At 69.9% G+C, this 16150-nt stretch carries 15 protein-coding genes and 1 pseudogene; 10 read left to right on the forward strand and 6 right to left on the reverse strand.

What is annotated here, in order from left to right; genetic code table 11:
- Window positions 1-20 precede the first annotated feature (20 nt).
- The gene (locus QA861_RS09135; RefSeq protein ID WP_334590499.1) at window positions 21-641 is read left to right on the forward strand and encodes a hypothetical protein; all 621 of its coding nucleotides are present in this window, start codon (window positions 21-23) and stop codon (window positions 639-641) included.
- Complete coding sequence (locus tag QA861_RS09140) at window positions 638-1255, forward strand: hypothetical protein (RefSeq protein ID WP_334587714.1); 618 nt, start codon at window positions 638-640, stop codon at window positions 1253-1255. Before QA861_RS09135 ends, QA861_RS09140 begins: the two co-directional genes overlap by 4 nt.
- A gap of 10 nt (window positions 1256-1265) precedes the next feature.
- Here the strand turns inward: QA861_RS09140 and QA861_RS47035 are convergent, their stop codons facing one another.
- Complete coding sequence (locus QA861_RS47035) at window positions 1266-1649, reverse strand: WYL domain-containing protein (protein ID WP_443041462.1); 384 nt, start codon at window positions 1647-1649, stop codon at window positions 1266-1268.
- Between the two features lie 431 nt (window positions 1650-2080).
- Between QA861_RS47035 and QA861_RS09150 the strand changes: the two genes are divergently transcribed.
- The gene (locus QA861_RS09150) at window positions 2081-3289 is read left to right on the forward strand and encodes a hypothetical protein (RefSeq protein WP_334587716.1); all 1209 of its coding nucleotides are present in this window, start codon (window positions 2081-2083) and stop codon (window positions 3287-3289) included.
- Window positions 3286-3540 carry a hypothetical protein gene (locus QA861_RS09155; RefSeq protein ID WP_334587717.1) on the forward strand — a complete coding sequence of 85 codons (255 nt, stop codon included), beginning with the start codon at window positions 3286-3288 and terminating at the stop codon, window positions 3538-3540. Before QA861_RS09150 ends, QA861_RS09155 begins: the two co-directional genes overlap by 4 nt.
- Here QA861_RS09155 and QA861_RS09160 read toward each other — a convergent pair.
- A complete protein-coding gene (locus QA861_RS09160; protein ID WP_334587718.1) occupies window positions 3488-5959 on the reverse strand; it encodes an ATP-binding protein in 2472 nt (823 codons plus the stop codon). The genes QA861_RS09155 and QA861_RS09160 overlap by 53 nt on opposite strands.
- A 211-nt stretch (window positions 5960-6170) precedes the next feature.
- Here QA861_RS09160 and QA861_RS09165 point away from each other — a divergent pair, with 211 nt between their 5' ends.
- Together QA861_RS09165 and QA861_RS09170 are read left to right on the forward strand one after the other, a co-directional pair.
- Window positions 6171-9263, forward strand: coding sequence for an AfsR/SARP family transcriptional regulator (locus QA861_RS09165; RefSeq protein ID WP_334587719.1), 3093 nt, complete (start codon window positions 6171-6173; stop codon window positions 9261-9263).
- A gap of 279 nt (window positions 9264-9542) precedes the next feature.
- A complete protein-coding gene (locus tag QA861_RS09170) occupies window positions 9543-10010 on the forward strand; it encodes a hypothetical protein (protein ID WP_334587720.1) in 468 nt (155 codons plus the stop codon).
- Window positions 10011-10079: 69 nt separating this feature from the next.
- Here QA861_RS09170 and QA861_RS09175 read toward each other — a convergent pair whose 3' ends face one another.
- The 4 genes and pseudogenes from QA861_RS09175 to QA861_RS09190 form a co-directional block, all read right to left on the reverse strand.
- Window positions 10080-10292: a hypothetical protein gene (locus QA861_RS09175; protein ID WP_334587721.1), complete on the reverse strand. Its 213-nt coding sequence runs from the start codon at window positions 10290-10292 to the stop codon at window positions 10080-10082.
- A 55-nt stretch (window positions 10293-10347) separates the two neighbouring features.
- Window positions 10348-10731: a M20/M25/M40 family metallo-hydrolase gene (locus QA861_RS09180; RefSeq protein ID WP_334587722.1), complete on the reverse strand. Its 384-nt coding sequence runs from the start codon at window positions 10729-10731 to the stop codon at window positions 10348-10350.
- A pseudogene (locus tag QA861_RS09185) lies at window positions 10722-10778 on the reverse strand (hypothetical protein); the annotation flags it as partial. The pseudogene QA861_RS09185 and the gene QA861_RS09180, both read right to left, overlap by 10 nt.
- Window positions 10779-10817: 39 nt before the next feature.
- Window positions 10818-11501 carry a M20/M25/M40 family metallo-hydrolase gene (locus QA861_RS09190; RefSeq protein ID WP_334587723.1) on the reverse strand — a complete coding sequence of 228 codons (684 nt, stop codon included), beginning with the start codon at window positions 11499-11501 and terminating at the stop codon, window positions 10818-10820.
- Between the two features lie 294 nt (window positions 11502-11795).
- Here QA861_RS09190 and QA861_RS09195 point away from each other — a divergent pair, with 294 nt between their 5' ends.
- The 4 genes from QA861_RS09195 to QA861_RS09210 all read left to right on the forward strand — a co-directional run bounded on the left by QA861_RS09195 (window position 11796) and on the right by QA861_RS09210 (window position 16149).
- Window positions 11796-12839, forward strand: a complete 1044-nt coding sequence (locus QA861_RS09195; RefSeq protein WP_334587724.1) for a LacI family DNA-binding transcriptional regulator — start codon at window positions 11796-11798, stop codon at window positions 12837-12839.
- A 106-nt stretch (window positions 12840-12945) separates the two neighbouring features.
- Window positions 12946-14334, forward strand: coding sequence for an ABC transporter substrate-binding protein (locus tag QA861_RS09200; protein ID WP_334587725.1), 1389 nt, complete (start codon window positions 12946-12948; stop codon window positions 14332-14334).
- A 1-nt stretch (window position 14335) separates the two neighbouring features.
- Window positions 14336-15217 carry a carbohydrate ABC transporter permease gene (locus QA861_RS09205; protein ID WP_334587726.1) on the forward strand — a complete coding sequence of 294 codons (882 nt, stop codon included), beginning with the start codon at window positions 14336-14338 and terminating at the stop codon, window positions 15215-15217.
- Window positions 15214-16149: a carbohydrate ABC transporter permease gene (locus QA861_RS09210; protein WP_443041463.1), complete on the forward strand. Its 936-nt coding sequence runs from the start codon at window positions 15214-15216 to the stop codon at window positions 16147-16149. The genes QA861_RS09205 and QA861_RS09210 overlap by 4 nt, the downstream gene beginning before the upstream one ends.
- The last annotated feature ends 1 nt before the right edge of the window (window position 16150 follow it).

Consider the following 16150-nt stretch of genomic DNA (forward strand, 5'->3'; position numbering starts at 1 on the left):
ATCATCCCCGTGTGATTGTGATGCAACCCGTTCTGGAGATCCTCGCTGTAGACGACTTCGCGCTCTGGCCGGTTGGCGAGCACGAGTCGTACGGCTACCTCGTTCTGGACGGGGAGCTGACTCCGGCGGAGGTCGGCACGGCGGTTATGCGGATCGCCGACTGCAACGACTTCGAGCCGGAGGAAGAGCACGGGCCGTGCCCGACCGACCCGCTCGGCACATTCCTGCACGGGCTGCTCACCATGCCGGATCTGTTCGCCGCCGGAGGGTTCCGGGTGACCGACAACGTCACCGGCACCGCCTTCGTCGAGCCGGGCTGCTGCAGCGGCCTGGAGACCTGGCGGGACTGGCTGGAGGTGCTCGACGGCACCGGCTACGCCGGCTTCGGCCACGACCCGTCCTCGGTTGCCGAACGCGTCGGCGGCACCGTCCGACTGACTCTCGACGCCTACGGGGAGGAGAGCAGCCCGGTGATCGAGCTGCCAGTAGACCAGGTACGCACGCTCGTCACCGGTGCCCAGCGGGACTTGCAGGACTTCCTCAGCCTCGCCGGAACCTGGGCCGAACAACACCTGCCGGCAAACGCCGCCGCCGTCACCGCCGCCCTGGCACGGGCACTGGACCTGGGGCCCACACAATGACCAGCTTCCTGACCCACCGAGCGCGCGTGCACGACGCCCGCCTCCCCCTCCGCCGCCGGCACAGCGCGCTGCGGACCTGCATCACCCTCTTCGCGCCATACGGCTTCCGGGCGACCTACCACCACCTCACGCTCAGCGCCGCGATCCCCCGGCGGCTGGAGGCGGATCCGGACGCGCTGGTGCGGGCGGTGGAGGAACTGTATGAGGCGAGGGTGCTGTGGCTCGCGCAGGCGGAGGAGTACGTCGCGCAGCGCCGGGCGGAGAAGTGGGCCGGGCGGAGGGCTGTAGCGAACCCGCGACCGTGGTGGCTGCGGATCAGGTGGGAGGGCCCGGACCGCGCCTGGTACGAAGACCCGTTTCGCCACCCGTCGCTGCGTCTGTCCGAGTACGTCCGGCGACAGAACGCGATTCTGGACGGCGCCGACCTCCCCGGCTGCCCGGCCTGCGGGGACGAGGGACCGCTGGAGCCGTACTCGACCGGGCACGCATGGGTCGAGCTGTGCCGTGGGTGGCATCGGATCGTGCCGGAGATCCCGTACGGCTGGAACGAGATCTGGCAGCGGGCGCACATGAGCGATGACGGCATGCCGAACTCACACTGGCCCGCGGGCTAGCTGTTGCGGGTCAGGCCGTTGGTGACGGCGCACAGTGGTGGGCAAGGTCGGTGGCGAGGTCGCGGAGGTGAGCCCTGGCTTCGGTGGGGCCGTGCACAGTGATGGTGTTCCCGAACGGCAGTAGTGCTCGCACGTCCTCCAGATGCGGGAAGCGGATCGTCACCTTGTGGCCGGTGGCGGATTCCTCATGGCCGTCCCGGACGAGTCGTTGGCCAAGGATCCGTCGCGCTCGCTCGATCTGGGTCTGGTCGATGGTCGCGCTGACCTCTATCGCATGGTTGCGTTCCCACTGATCAACAGGCGCTGCGGCGACGCCGGCCAGGGTCTGGTTCTCGCGGGTCCGTCGTGGCTGGTCGACTTCTTTCCACGCCGTGATCCGTTCGAGTCGGTCCATCCGTGGCACTCGGGCACAGTCGGCGACGAGGTACCAGATGCCGGCCTTGGCGAGCAGCCCGTAGGGATCTCTCCGGCCACAGCGACGTAGCCGTCGGCAGCCGCCTGCACCGCCAGGCCGACGTGGTGCGCCGCCGAAGCGCGCGTTCGTCTCCCGCTCGCACAACGCCCTGCTGAGGCTCGGCCTCGCCGCCGGCTTCTCGGACGCGCGGTGCGCCCAGCGCAACCTTCTGCGCATCCGTGAAGTACCGGTCGACCGGGTCGACGACCCCGACATTCGACCAGCGGCGGCCTTTACTGATCGGCGGCCCGCCCGTGTCTCCGCGGCTGTGCAAGGTTTCGGCAAGGCGGCGGCAAGCCTTCCGACCGGGCGGCCGGGCACCCCCGTACCAAGCGTTCCCCTTCGGCGGGAACACCACAACGGGGGTATCGATGGACGGTGCACGGCAATGGCTGACGCTGCCGGGCTGCAAGCGGGTCCTGGCCGTCGTACACACACAGGTGTACGGACAGCGGCTGCGTGACGCGCTGTCGCTGCTGGAGTCCGATCTGCGGATCCAGGTCGACTTCACGATCGCGCCGCACGCGTTCAACGCGGGTGCGGCCCGTTCCGTACCCGCGGAGCACGACAGCCTGCTGCCCTGGGAGGCCGCTCTCGACCGTGACTTCGACCTGGTGCTGGCCGCCGGCTCGCAGGGGGTCGACCGGCTCCGCGGCCCGCTGCTGCGGCTGCCGCACGGCGTCGGGCACATGAAGCTCTCGCGGCCTGCCGACGACCGGGACCCGGGAGCGCCGCGGACCGTGGGCGGGCTGGGCAGACGGTATCTGGTACGGGACGGGAGGCTGGTGCCCAGAGCGCTGGCTGTCGCGCACCGGGACGACCTGGCCACTCTTCGACGGGAGTGCCCGGAGGCGCTGCCCGTCACCGAGGTGGTCGGTGACGCCACGCGCGACCGCATCGCGGCGAGTATGCCGCTGCGGGCCCGCCACCGTGCCGCGCTGGGGCTGCGCGGCGGTCAGAAACTGCTGGTGGTCTCCTCGACCTGGGGAGCCGGGTCCTCCTTCAACCGGATGGACGCCCTCCTGCCGAGGCTCCTCGCGGAACTGCCGCCCGACGAGTACCGGGTGGCCGTGCTTGTACACCCCAACGTCTGGTCGGGGCACGGCCCTTGGCAGGTCCGGTCCTGGCTGGCGGCGGCCCGGCGGCCCGGCATCGTCGTCGTGCCGCCGGAGCTGGATTGGCGTTCACTGGTCGTCGCCGCGGACTGGGTGATCGGCGACCACGGTTCCGTGACCCTGTATTCCACCCTCACGCGGGCACCCGTCATCCTGGCCCGCTTCCCGGAGGCAGATGTCGACCCAGCGTCTCCGGGCGCCGAACTCGCTCGCGTGGCACCGGCTTTGTCGCCGTCGCACGCGCTGCCCGAGCAGCTCGCCTACGCCCGCTCCGCATATCCGGCCCTGGCGTACGCCCGGATCGCGCGGCGCATCTCCTCGGAGCCTGGGCGGTTCGGGCGCAATACCCGCACGCTGATGTACCGGCTGCTGGGGCTCGGCGAACCCGCCTTCGAACCCTCGTTGCCGCCGCTTCCGCTTCCCCGTCGTCTGTGGGGCGGCCGGCGGGGCCGGCGGTCCGCGTGAGCGACCTCGTGGTCGTCTGCCTCGACGACGCCGAAGAGAACTGGCGCGAGTGTGCCGACGTGCTCTTCAGCACCCGTCCGAGGCCCGCCGTCGACGCGTGGCTGCTGGCAGGGCTCGTCCTGTGGCGCTACCCGGGCTGTCTGCTGGTACTGCTCACCGGGGTGGGCGGTATCCCTGTCGTCCGGATGCGCGCCGGGATCACGGCATGTGCCGCAACCGGTCCGCCACCCGACGCGCATCGCCTTCACTGACCGGCTCGTAGCGGGTCAGGGACTGCCCGTACCAGTCCCTGGCCCGCTCGAAGTCCCCGCGCTCCACGGCCCCTTCACCCAGCATCTCCAGCACCCGTGCCTGCCAGTGGACCGATCCGGTCTCCTCGAACTCGGCTACAGCCTGCCGGAGTTGGCTGTCCGCGAGGTCGTGCCGGGGGCCGTCGCGGCGGGCGTGGGCGCGCCCGAGGAACGCCAGGGCGCGGGCCGCGTCGTAGGGGTCGTTCTCGGCGAGGAGTTCGGCGCGGGCGCGAGTGAGGTGGCCGAGCGCCTCGTCCGGTCGGTCGTCCGCGAGCGCCGTGTCACCGAGGCAGAGCCGGGTCAGGGCGGCGCCGCGCCGGTAGCCGATCTCCTCGCGCAGGGCCAGGTCACGGGTGAAGTACTCGCGCGCCAGGTCCAGTTGTCCGGCCAGCCGGTGGGTCTGCCCGAGTCCGTGCAGTGCCTGCGCCTCATTGCGCCGGGCGGTCGTCAACTCCGTTGAGGAACCGGTCACTTGCGGTGCGAGTTCCGCCATGTCCTCACGGGCCGCGTCCAGTGCGTGGCCGAACCAGGTCAGGGCCTCCTCGTAACGGCCCACGTTGCGCAGGCCCGCGCCGCCGGAGGTGAGCATGCGACTGATCCCGGCGCGGTCCTGGACCCGGCGGGCCGCGGCCAGGCCGGTCTCGTGGGCCTCGATCCACAGGTCATAGGGGCGCAGGCGCAGAAACAACGGCCAGAGGCTGTCGGCGAGTTGCCAGGCTGCGGCGTCCCAGCCCCGCGCCGCAGCCGTCCGCAGTACGGCCATCAGCCGGGCGCGCTCCGCGTCGAGCCAGCGCAGCGCGCCCGGGGCGTCGGCGAAGGGTGGCGCGGCGGGTGGCGCGGCGTAGTCACGGCGGAGGGTGCGGTGGCTGGGGGTGAGCAGCGCCTCGGCGGCTGTCGCGGCGGCCAGATGGAAGTCCACGACGCGTCGCAGGGCCCGGTCGCTGTTCTCGGTCGTTTCCTCATCGGCGGCGCGTTCCCCCGCATGGGCGCGGATCAGGTCGTGGAAGCGGTAGCGGTCGAGGCCGGTGCGCGAGTCAGGCCCGAGGTCCTCAAGGAGGTGCACCTCGACCAGTTCGTCGAGCATCCGGTCCACGCCACCCCGGTCGACATCGCACACGGCCGCGGCCACCGGAGGAGTGAGCACGGGAACCGGGGCGAGACTCAAGTACCGGTAAGCACGAGCGAGTCGGGGTTCCAGAAGGCGGTACGACTCCTGGAGCGCCGAGCGTACGGCGGACTCACCTCCCATGCGCAGCGCCTCCAGCGGGCCTTCTCCCTCGCTGCCGCTCAGCGCTCGCGCCAGAACCTCCAGTGACTGCCGGGGCCGGGACGCGGCGCGCGCTCCGGCCACACACACGGCCAGCGGCAGCCCCGCGCAGGCCTCGACCATGGCCAGTGCGGCTTCCGGTTCCCGCCGTACGCGGTCGGCGCCGACTCTGCGGCTGAGCAGTTCCATGGAGTCGTCGGTTCGCAGCACGTCCAGCGTGACGAAGACCGCGCCCTCCAGGCCGAGACCGGTCAGCCGATTACGGCTGGTCACGAGGGTGAGGGCCGCCGTCGATCCGGGGAGCAGCGGGCGCACCTGGGCGGCGCTGAGCGCGTTGTCGAGCAGCAGGGCGATGCGCGCGTCGGCGGTGACCGAACGCCAGAGCGCCGCCTGCTCGTTCAGTTCGGCGGGGATACGTTCGTGGCCGAAGGAGCGCAGCAGTTCCATGAGGAGTTCGCCGGGGCGCGCCGGGCCGTCGACGGAGTGGCCGCGCAGATCGACGTACAGCTGCCCGTCGGGGAAGGAGCCCGCGCGGCCCAGCAGCCAGTGGCGGGCCAGCGCGGTCTTGCCGATGCCGGCCGGTCCGCTGACGACGGCGATCGTGGAGCCGCCGGGTGAGCGCGCCAGCCGGTCGAGTTCGGCCAGTTCGGCTCTCCGGTTGACGAAGTGGCCTGACACGGGCGGCACTTGACGCGGGACGGCCGGCGCCCTGACTGCCGTCGCATCGAGTACGGGGTGGATGTGGACGCCGCCCGTGATGTCGCGGGCCTGGACCACGGGTCCGATGACGCGGGCGGAGGTACCGATGCTGTTCGCGACCTGATGGCGGGAATCGGCGGCGGCCTCGGCGGCCAGGACGTGGTTGCGCCAGCGCTGTAACTCCCCGGCGAACCTGGGCCTGTTCACCGCTTCCCCGGCCAGCAGTTCGGCGAGTGTCCCTGTGTCGTCGGCCGCGCCGGCTCCGCCTGCCTGCTCGATCCAGGCTCTGACGGACTCGGTGATCGCGGAGGGCAGGAGGGTGCGTACGAGGTCGGCGAGTGCCTGCCGGGCCGCGGGCCGCCGGGCGGCCAGTGTCAGAGCGGTTCGTAATTCCTCGTCCGTGACATGCCGCATGAGCCGCTTCCCCCAGGTCCCCCGATGCCCGACGTCTCACGTCCTACCCGACCGCCGTCCACATCAGACCGGTCCGGTTTCTCTCGAGTTCACATTGGTCAGAATTGAGCCAATAAATATTTCAAGTTGTAGCAATATTTGAACACTTATTGACCGCATGCGATTCTTAGCGACGCCAGAGCGCAGGCCGAACCGCCGGACGGGGGCACTGGTGGACTGGGAAATTCGCTTACTGGGACCGGTCGAGCTACGCGGAAACCAGTACGCCGATCCGCTCGGCTCAGCCAAGGAGCGGCTGCTCGTCGCGGCGCTGGCTTTCGAAGCGGGGCGCCCGGTCTCTCTCGACGCCCTGATCCACCGGCTGTGGGACGAGAGCCCACCCGCGCAGCCCCGGGCGAGCCTGCACTCGTACGCCGCCCGGATCCGCCGCAGGCTTCGAGCCCTGGACGACGCGGCGCGGCTCGTCCAGCAGGCGCACACCTACTCCATGATCGTGCCGCCGGACCGGGTGGACTACCACCGCTTCCAGGGCCTGATCGCCCAGGCGCGTGCCCTGAGCGACAGCGGCGACGACCGGCGGGCGCTGTGTCTGCTGCGGGACGCGGGGGCGCTCTGGCGGGGTGAGCCACTCGCCGGTCTGCCCGGACTGTGGGCCGAGCACATCAGGGGCATCCTCGGACAACGGCACCTCTCCGCCCAGCTGATCCGAGTCGACCTCGAACTGCGCGAGGGCCGCTACGCCGAGCTGGTCCCCGACCTCACCGCCCTCGTGGAGGAGCACCCCACCGACGAACTGCTCGCCGGCCGGCTCATGACGGCCGCCTATGGCAGCGGACGGCAGGCCGACGCGCTGCGTGTCTTCGAAGACGTCCGACGGCGTCTGCGCGAAGACCTCGGCGCTGACCCGGGCGCGCCTCTCTCCCGGCTGCACGGACTCGTCCTCAACGGCGCGCCGGTGCACACCTTTCTGCCTCGGCGCGAGGCCGCAGTGACCGCCGGTGCGGCAATGACACCACCCCGGACACTGCCCGTACACGCCGAACTCGTGGGCCGAGAAGCGGAGTTGGCGGCCATCGTACACACCGCCTCACCCCCGTCGGCGGGTTCAGGGGCCGGACGCAACGTCATCGCCCTGCAGACCGTGTCCGGTATGGCCGGAATCGGCAAGACCCTGGTCGCTCTGCACGCGGCCCGACAGCTCGGGCCGCTGTACCCGGACGGCGCCGTGCGCCTCGATCTGCGCGCCCACACACCCGGCCAGGACGCGCTCACCACCGAGGCCGCGCTCAGCTCCCTGATCCGGGCCTTCGGTGTCCCCGCGAAGGATCTCCCGCAGGACCCGCGCGAGTTGGCGGACCTGTGGAACAGCCTGCTCAGCGACCGGCGCGCCATCGTGATCCTCGACGACGCGGCAGGCCCGGAACAGCTGCGCCCCCTGCTGCCGGGTGCGTCACCGTCCCTCGTCATCGTCACCAGCCGCCGACGGCTGACCGGGCTGCCCGGCATCCGCTCGATCCAGCTCGACGTACTGCCGGCGGATGACGCCATCGCCCTGTTCCGTTCCGTGGCGGGCGAGGAGCGCACCCGGCAGACGAGCGAGGTCGCGGACATCGTCCGGCTGACCGGCTATCTGCCGCTCGCGATCGAACTGGCCGCGGGCCGACTGGCTTCCCGCCCCTCCTGGACGACCGCCCATCTCCTGCGTCGGCTCACACACGGACAAGGGCGCCTCAACGAAATCCGGGACGGCAGCAGGGGCGGGATAGCCACGGCGTTCGAAGTTTCGTACAGGACACTCACGAGCGAGGAACAAACAGTTTTCCGATTTATCGGTCTTCGTTTCGGACCGGACATCGACGCATACACCCTCGCCGCCCTCACCGGACTGCCTCACGCCGCTGCGGAAAATGTCCTCGAGGTGCTACTCGACGCCCATTTGGCTGGCGAGCCCGCACCCGAGCGCTACACGCTCCACGATCTTCTGGGCGAATACGCGCGCTCACTCGTCATGTCCGAGGAATCGGAGACCGTGCGCGAGCAGGCCGTATCCCAAATGATCAATTTCTATGTGCAGGCATCCGACGCGGCCGACAGGATGATCCATCCGCGCGCCCTTCGCCCCCACCGTCCGCTCCCACCGGCGGAGCATCCGATCCCACCTTGGGACGATCCGCAGTCGGCCCGCCGCTGGCTCCTGGCGGAGCGCACGGCACTCCTCACCGCCGAACGCCACTGCCGGGCCACCGGGCGGCACGAGAAAGCGGCCCTCCTGGCGGGCGCCCTGGCCGGATTCCTCGACGAGGAGGGCTACTCTGCGGACGCCCGGCGCATGCACGCGTCCGCCGTACAGCACTGGCACACCGTCGGCGAACGGCAGTCCGAGGTCCATGCGCTGATCGATCTGGGCAACGCGCTCTCCCGCTGCGGCCGGTACGACGAGGCACGCACCGCCCACCAGCACGCGTTACGGAGCGCCGGGGAGATCGGCGACACCGAGGCCAGGGCCGAGTCCCTTCATCAACTCGGCGTCCTGCACTGGAACCGCGGCCGGCTGGCGAAAGCACTCGAATTCCAGCTCGACACCCTGCGTCTGCGTCTCCTCTCGGGAGATCGCTGGCAGATCGCCCGGGCGAGGAACAACCTCGGAATAACCCAACTCTATCTCGGAAATTTCGAGGAGTCCGGGAAGAATTTTCACGCGGCGCTCACCGACTTCCGGAAATCGGCGGACAGGCGCGAATACGCACACGTTCTCAACAACCTTTCGGATCGTTACGTCCGCATGGGTAAAACCGAGGCCGCGAGAGGAATTCTCCAGGAAGCACTGGAAGTGTTCAGCGAAACGGGCAGCCCTTCGGAGAGTGCCATAACCCAGGTCAACCTTGCCAACACCATGAATTCCCCGGACGAACTCCCCGCCATGCTCGATCTGTACCAGGATTCCCTCGCCACGTTCCGCCGGCTCGGCGACCGGCGCAACGCCTCCGACACGCTGCACGCCATGGGGGTCGCTCTGCACGCCGCGCGACGGTTCGGCGAGGCCGCGGCCCGTCATCGACACGCCCTGGACCTGGCACGGAGTGTCGGCGCCGCGCACGAACAGGCCCAGGCACTGCACGCGCTGGGGCTCGCCGAACTCGGGCTGGGTGAGGAAAGTTCGGCCGCGGCGCACATCACCGAGGCCATCGAGGTCGCGGACCGGATAGGCGCGGCCACGGAGGCGTCCCAGGCGCGGGCGAGCCTCGCGGGACTTCGCTCGGGATCGACACGGCAAAAGACTTCTACCAGACCGGGAACCCGTTGAATAGACTTCTGCAGTCACGTTGTCGGGATTTGCCACTCCTGGGTCCGCCGTAAGAGGATCTTCGCAGGGGTCGCAGCAGCACCCCGTCCCGACAAGTGAGTGCAGGAGAAACACGCAAACATGCCCACCCGCACGATCTCGAAGACCACCAGGTTCCGTCAGTCGCTAACCTGTCTCTGGTGGGGTGCCTTCGCACTCGGAATAGCGATCTGCATTCCCAGCTCGTGGCTCGGAACCGCCCTCGCCTAATTCCGCCCCTTCGCGACAGGGAGTACACCCATGGACCCCATCTCGGTGACACTGCTGGCGGCGCTCGCCGGTGGCCTCGGCGGAGAAGCCGGGCGGCAGGCATGGCAGGGGCTGACGGCTCTGGTCCGGCGCCCCTTCCACCGCGGTGGCACGGACGGGGATCCTACGGTGATCATCCCGGCCGTGAGTTCGGGCGAACCCGAACTCACGGCTCTCGTACAGGCACCGAACGACACGGCCCGGGCCCAGGCGCTGAGTACGGCGCTGGCGGTCCGGGCCGTGCTGGACGGGGAGTTCGCGCGCCATCTCGAAGAGTGGTCACGGCACGCGCGGCAGACCGGCGAACGGGACGGCGTGGTGCACAACGAGATCAGCGGCGGGACTTACCACAACAGTCCGGTGATCCAGGGCCGCGACATCTCCGGCGTCACCTTCAACGCCCCGCCGCCTCACCACCGGACTTCTCCCCCGCCCCCTGAAACGCCTCCGCAGCCCTGACCCGCCGCTTCCGCGAAAGAGGCCGGGTCGGTGCCGACCCGGCCTCAGCTCACTTCACTTCACGTCACCTCAGAGGCAGTACCGGACCAGCCACTCGTCGTCGTTGTACGCGTCCTTCGCCGGGTCCGGCACGGACGCCGGCTGCGCGGCCACCATGTCCTCCACGCGGATCCGCTCCGGCAGCTGCCCGAAGCGGGCCTGACGGACCGCCTCGACTGTTTCCGGGGCCCCTGCCTCGACGTTCGCCCCGACCTTCACTTCGGTCTTCGCCTCGTACGTCATCCCGATCCCCGTTCGCTTGGAGCCGACCGTACGTCCAGCGTACGCGGGCGCCCGCCTATTCCGCGTGGGCCATCAGCAGCCCCGCGAGGAGCGCGGTCCGGGAGGGAACGTGGGCCAGCAGCACATGTTCGTCCCGGGCGTGCGCACCCGCGCCCACCGGCCCCAGACCGTCCAGCACCGGGCGTCGCAGCGCGGAGACGAAGTTGCCGTCGCTCGCCCCACCCACGCCGGTCTCACGGATCGTCAGACCCAGCTCTGCGGCCACCGACTGCGCCTGTTTGACGGGGAGTTGGGAAGCCGGCGTCGGCACAATCGCCGGGCGGTCCAGCCGCCGGAGACGGACAACCGTACCCGGGGATCGGAGGCCGTGAGGGCGGCCAGTGCGGTGTCGACGCGGGCCGCCTCGGCGGGGTCGGCGATGCGTACGTCGACACCGCAACGGGCGTGTCCGGCGATGACGTTGCGTCCCGTACCGCCGCTGATCACCCCGACGTTGACCGTCGTACCGTGCTCCCGTGAGCCCAACTACGCTATGCAGGTGACCAGTTCGGCGAGGGCGTGCACGGCGCTCGCGCCGCCGTACGGGTCGAGGCCGGCGTGTGCCTCCACCCCCTCCACCGCCACCTCGAAGAGGCCGACGCCCTTGCGGGCCGTCTTCAGGTCCTCGTCGGGACCCGCCGCCGGCTCGCACACCAGGGTGGCCGCTGCCTGCTCGCTGAGCCGCTCGATGCGGGGCCGGGAGAAGGGGCTGCCGATCTCCTCCTCCCCGTTGAGGAGCAGGCAGACCGTGGGGCGCGGCAGATCCCGTTCACGCAGCAGACGCAGCGCCCAAATGGCCTGCACCAGGCCGCACTTCATGTCGAAGGCGCCCGGCGCGCTCACCCGGCCGTCGTCGGTCACGGTGAACGGCCATTCGGTGAGGGTGCCGGCCGGCCACACGGTGTCGTAGTGGGCGAGCAGGAGCACCGTCGTCTCGGAGGTGCCCCGGTAGAGGAGTTCCAGGACGTCTCCGTGTTCGCCGCCGTCGTGGCGCACGGCCTCGTCCGGCGGGCCGAGACGCCGAAGCGCCAGGTCTTCGATGGCGGCGAGTCCGGCGCTCAGCAGTTCCTTGTCGTCGCTGGGGGTCTCGCATTCGACCAGTGTCCGCAGGTCGTCGATCATCTCGGGCAGGGCGGTACGGGCCAGGGACTCGATGTCGTGCGGTGACACGGGCAGCCCCTCGGACGGCGGCGCGGGACGGCGCGGGACGCGTGGCAAACCCGGTAGCTACCCAGACAACCGGGGATTCATGGCCGTCGGCCAACGCTCGGGGCCACCGTGCGGGCCCGAAAGTTACCAGGAGATTTCGCGCGAACCCTTGACGCGCCCCGCCCGACTGCGTAGATATGACTGCGCAGTCATGACAGCGCAGTCAGAAAGTCGGCGGACGCTGTCCCATCTCAGGTCCACGGTCAGCCACAGCCATCCTCCGGCCGCCGTGGGCGCCGGCCACCGGGAGTCACCGTGACACGACAGACAGGGCGGGGTGCGACCTCGTCGACACCCCGCAGTGTCGACGTGGCGCGTCTCGCGGGGGTCTCGCAGAAGACCGTGTCCAGGGTCTTCAACAGCGAGCCGTATGTCTCCGAGGACGTACGGCGCCGTGTTCTCCAGGCCGCCGAGGACCTCGGCTACCGGATGAACAACGCCGCCCGGGCACTCGCCTCCGGGCGGACGAGATCCATCGGCGTGGTGACGCTGGGCACCGCCCTGTACGGGCCCGCCTCACTGCTCATGGGTATCGAGCGCGCCGTCCGGGACACCGGGTACGCGCTGCGGGTCGTCAACACGATGGAGGGCGACCCCGCGGGCGTCGCCGGCGCCGTCGGCTCACTCCTCGAACAGGGAGTGGACGGCATCGTCGTCTCCGAACCGATCGACGAGGGCACGAGCGCGGCGGGACTCTCCGTCGACGTGCCGGTCCTGGTCATCGGCGCGCCGACCCCCTTCGCCACCTCCCGCCCGGTCACCTCGGGCGGCGGTGCCGACCTGCTGACCCGGGCCGCGACCCAACACCTTCTGGATCTCGGTCATATGACGGTCCATCATCTCTCGGGGCCGCCCCGCTGGTACGCGGCCAGGGACCGGCTCACCGCATGGCGGGCCGCCCTCGCGGCCCACGGAGCGCCCGAGCCGCCCGTCGTCGTGGGCGACTGGTCGGCCGCCTCGGGATACACGGCGGGGCGTCGACTCGCCGCCGATCCCTCGGTGACCGCCGTGTTCGCCGCCAACGACGACATGGCCATCGGGCTGATCCGGGCCCTGACGGAGGCCGGCCGGCGCGTGCCGGACGACGTCAGCGTGGTCGGGTTCGACGACATCCCGGTCGCCGCGTACGTCACACCGCCGCTCACCACCGTGCGCCAGCCCTTCGACGCCGTGGCGCAGGAAGGCCTCAAACGGCTCCTGCACGCCATCGAGAACCCGGACGCGGACCCCCTGCCGCCGAGCGACCCACCGGTCGACCTCGTCGTACGGTCCTCCACCGCACCCCCGCCCCACCGGTAGCCGCACCGACAAAAAGGCCGGTCAGCCCCACCCTGCGGCCCCCTCCTCTGTTTCTCTGCCTTCCCTCCCTTCTCTCCACTCCCTTTCGCCCCGGCCGGAGTTCACCATGCGCAAGAACATCGCCTCCTCCTCTGCCATCAGCCGTCGTCTCCTCCTCACCGCGGCCGGTGCCGCCTCGCTCGGCGCGGCCCTGACCGCCTGTGGCGGGGGCGGTTCCGACAGCAAGTCGACCTCCTCGAAGCCGGTCAGCCAGGCCGACATCGACAAGGCGATGAAGACCCCGACCGAGCTGACGTTCTGGACGTGGGTCCCGAACATCGAGCAGGAGATCGCCCTCTTCGAGAAGAAGTACCCGGCGATCAAGATCAAGGCCGTCAACGCCGGTCAGGGCGTCCCGGAGTACACCAAGCTGCGTACGGCACTCAAGGCCGGCAGCGGCGCCCCGGACATGGTGCAGATCGAGTACCAGGCCATCCCGACCTTCACGATCACCGACAGCCTCCTGGATCTGCGGCCGTACGGCGCCTCCGCCCTCAAGTCGCAGTTCGTCGACTGGACCTGGGGCCAGGTCAGTGGCAGCAACGGCGAACTCTGGGCGATCCCGCAGGACACCGGCCCGATGGGCATGCTGTACCGCAAGGACATCTTCGACAAGCACGGCATCGAAGTCCCCAAGACCTGGGACGAGTTCGCCGAGGCCGCGCGCAAGCTGCACAAGGCAGACCCGAACGTCTATCTGACGAACCTCGCCGCGAACCAGGTCGCCGCCTGGCACGGCCTGCTGTGGCAGGCGGGCGCCAAGCCGTACGTCACCTCCGGCAAGAGCGACATCACCGTCAGCGTCGACGACGCGGTCTCCAAGAAGCTCGGCGCGTTCTGGGGCGGCCTCGCGCAGGAGGGAGTCATCGGCGTCGAGCCGGACTTCACGGACTCCTGGTACGCGGCGCTCAACAAGGGCAAGTACGCCACCTGGATGACCGGGGCCTGGGGCCCTGCGTTCCTCTCCGGCTCGGCCAAGGACACCTCCGGCAAGTGGCGGGCGGCGCCGATGCCGCAGTGGGACGCGTCCAAGCCGAGCGCGGGCAACTGGGGCGGTTCGACGACCGCGGTGATCCGGTCCACCAAGAACCCCATCGCGGCGGCCGAGTTCGCCAAGTTCCTCAACAGCGACCCCGAGAGCGCGAAGATGTTCGCGACGAAGCAGTTCTTCTTCCCCGCGACCAAGGCCCTGCTCGCGGACGCCAGTTTCATCGGCGACACCCCCGCCTTCTACGGCGGCCAGAAGGTCAACGAGGTCTTCGCCGGCATCAGCGACGAGGTCAACCCCTCCTTCCAGTGGCCGCCGTTCCTCGACCAGGTGGCCACCGACTGGACGGAGACCGTGGGCCGTTCCCTGGCCAGAAAGACCGACACGGTCGACGCGCTCGGGGGCTGGCAGACGCGGATCACCACGTTCGCCAAGAGCCAGGGCTTCACCGTGAAGGCGGCTCCCTGACATGGCCAAGCACCTCGCGCGGCCCCGGTCGGCGGGCCCGCTGTTCATCGCCCCCTTCATGGCCCTGTTCCTTCTCCTGTTCCTCGCCCCGCTCGGCTACGCGGCCTATCTGAGCCTGTTCCAGGAGAAGTTGGTCGGCGGCACGTCGTTCGTCGGCCTGGACAACTACGTCACGGCCCTCAAGGACCCCCAGCTCCGCGAGGGGGTGATCCGGGTGGCGACCTTCTTCGTGATCCAGGTCCCGCTGATGCTGCTGCTGGCCCTGCTCTTCGCCCTCGCCCTGGACAGCGGCCTGCTGCGGCTGTCCCGGGTGATCCGGCTGGGCATCTTCGTGCCGTACGCCGTCCCGAGCGTGGTCGCCACCCTGATGTGGGGCTACCTCTACGGCCCGGACTTCGGCCCGTTCGCCCAGCTCAGCGACAAACTGAGCCTGCCCGCCCCGCACTTCCTGACCGACAGCTGGATGCTCGGCAGCCTGGCCAACATCGTGACCTGGGAGTTCGTCGGCTACAACATGATCATCCTGTACGCGGCCCTGCGTACCATTCCGCAGGACCTCTACGAGGCCGCCGCACTGGACGGAGCGGGCGCCTGGCGGATCGCCTGGTCCATCAAACTCCCCGCGCTGCGGCCCGCGTTGACGCTCACCCTGCTGTTCTCGGTGATCGGCAGCTTCCAGCTCTTCAACGAGCCCAACCTGCTGCTGAAGATCGTCCCGGACGTCATCGACAGCTCGTACACCGCCAACCTGTACGCCTACACGCTCGCCTTCACCAGCCAGCAGATCAACTACGCGGCAGCCGTCTCCTTCCTCCTCGGCCTGCTGATCGTGATCATCTCGTACGCCTTCCTGCTCACCGCGAACCGCAGGAGGCCCGCGTGACCACCACAACTCCCCCTGCCGGCGGCGTGGTTCCTGCCGCCGACAAGGCCCCCAAGGCAGCCGAGCAGCGCCGCCGACCGGCCCGCCGTACCAGCACACCCCTCACGATCGCCATGCTGGCGGTGCTCGCCTACTTCCTCCTCCCGCTTCTCTGGCTGCTGATCGCCTCCACGAAGAGCACGCGGGACCTGATCAACACCTTCGGCCTGTGGTTCTCCGACGCGCCGCAGCTGCTGACGAACATTCGCCTGACCTTCACCCAGGACGACGGCGTCTTCGCGCACTGGCTGCTCAACACCGTGCTGTACGCCGGTGTCAGCGCCGTCGGCGCCGCCATCCTGGCGGCAGCGGCGGGGTACGGCTTCGCCAAGTTCCGGTTCCGCGGGAACGGCGCAGCCTTCAACCTCGTGCTCGGCGCGGTCATGGTGCCGGCGACGGCCCTGGCCATTCCGACCTATCTGCTGTTCGCCAAGGTGGGCCTGGTGAACACGCCGTGGGCGATCATCCTGCCCTCGCTGGTGAGCCCCTTCGGGCTGTACCTCATGCGGGTGTACGCCCAGGACGCGGTGCCCGACAGCATCCTCGAAGCCGCCCGGATGGACGGGGCCGGGGAGTTCCGGATCTTCTCCCAGATCGTGCTGCGGCTGCTGGCGCCGGGACTGGTGACGGTGCTGCTGTTCACGCTGGTGGCGACCTGGAACAACTACTTCCTGCCGCTGATCATGCTCAACGACCCGGACCTGTACCCGGTCACGGTCGGACTCTCCTCCTGGGCCGCCCAGGCTCAGAACGGCGGGGCGGGCGCCAGCAGCGACATGCTCGCGCTGGTCGTGACCGGGTCGATGATCTCGGTGATCCCGCTCGTCGTGGCCTTCCTGATGCTCCAGCGGTACTGGCAGAGCGGCCTGGCCACCGGCGGCGTCAAGCAGTAAC

Origin of the sequence: Streptomyces sp. B21-083 (assembly GCF_036898825.1) — a bacterium.
Lineage (GTDB): Bacteria > Actinomycetota > Actinomycetes > Streptomycetales > Streptomycetaceae > Streptomyces.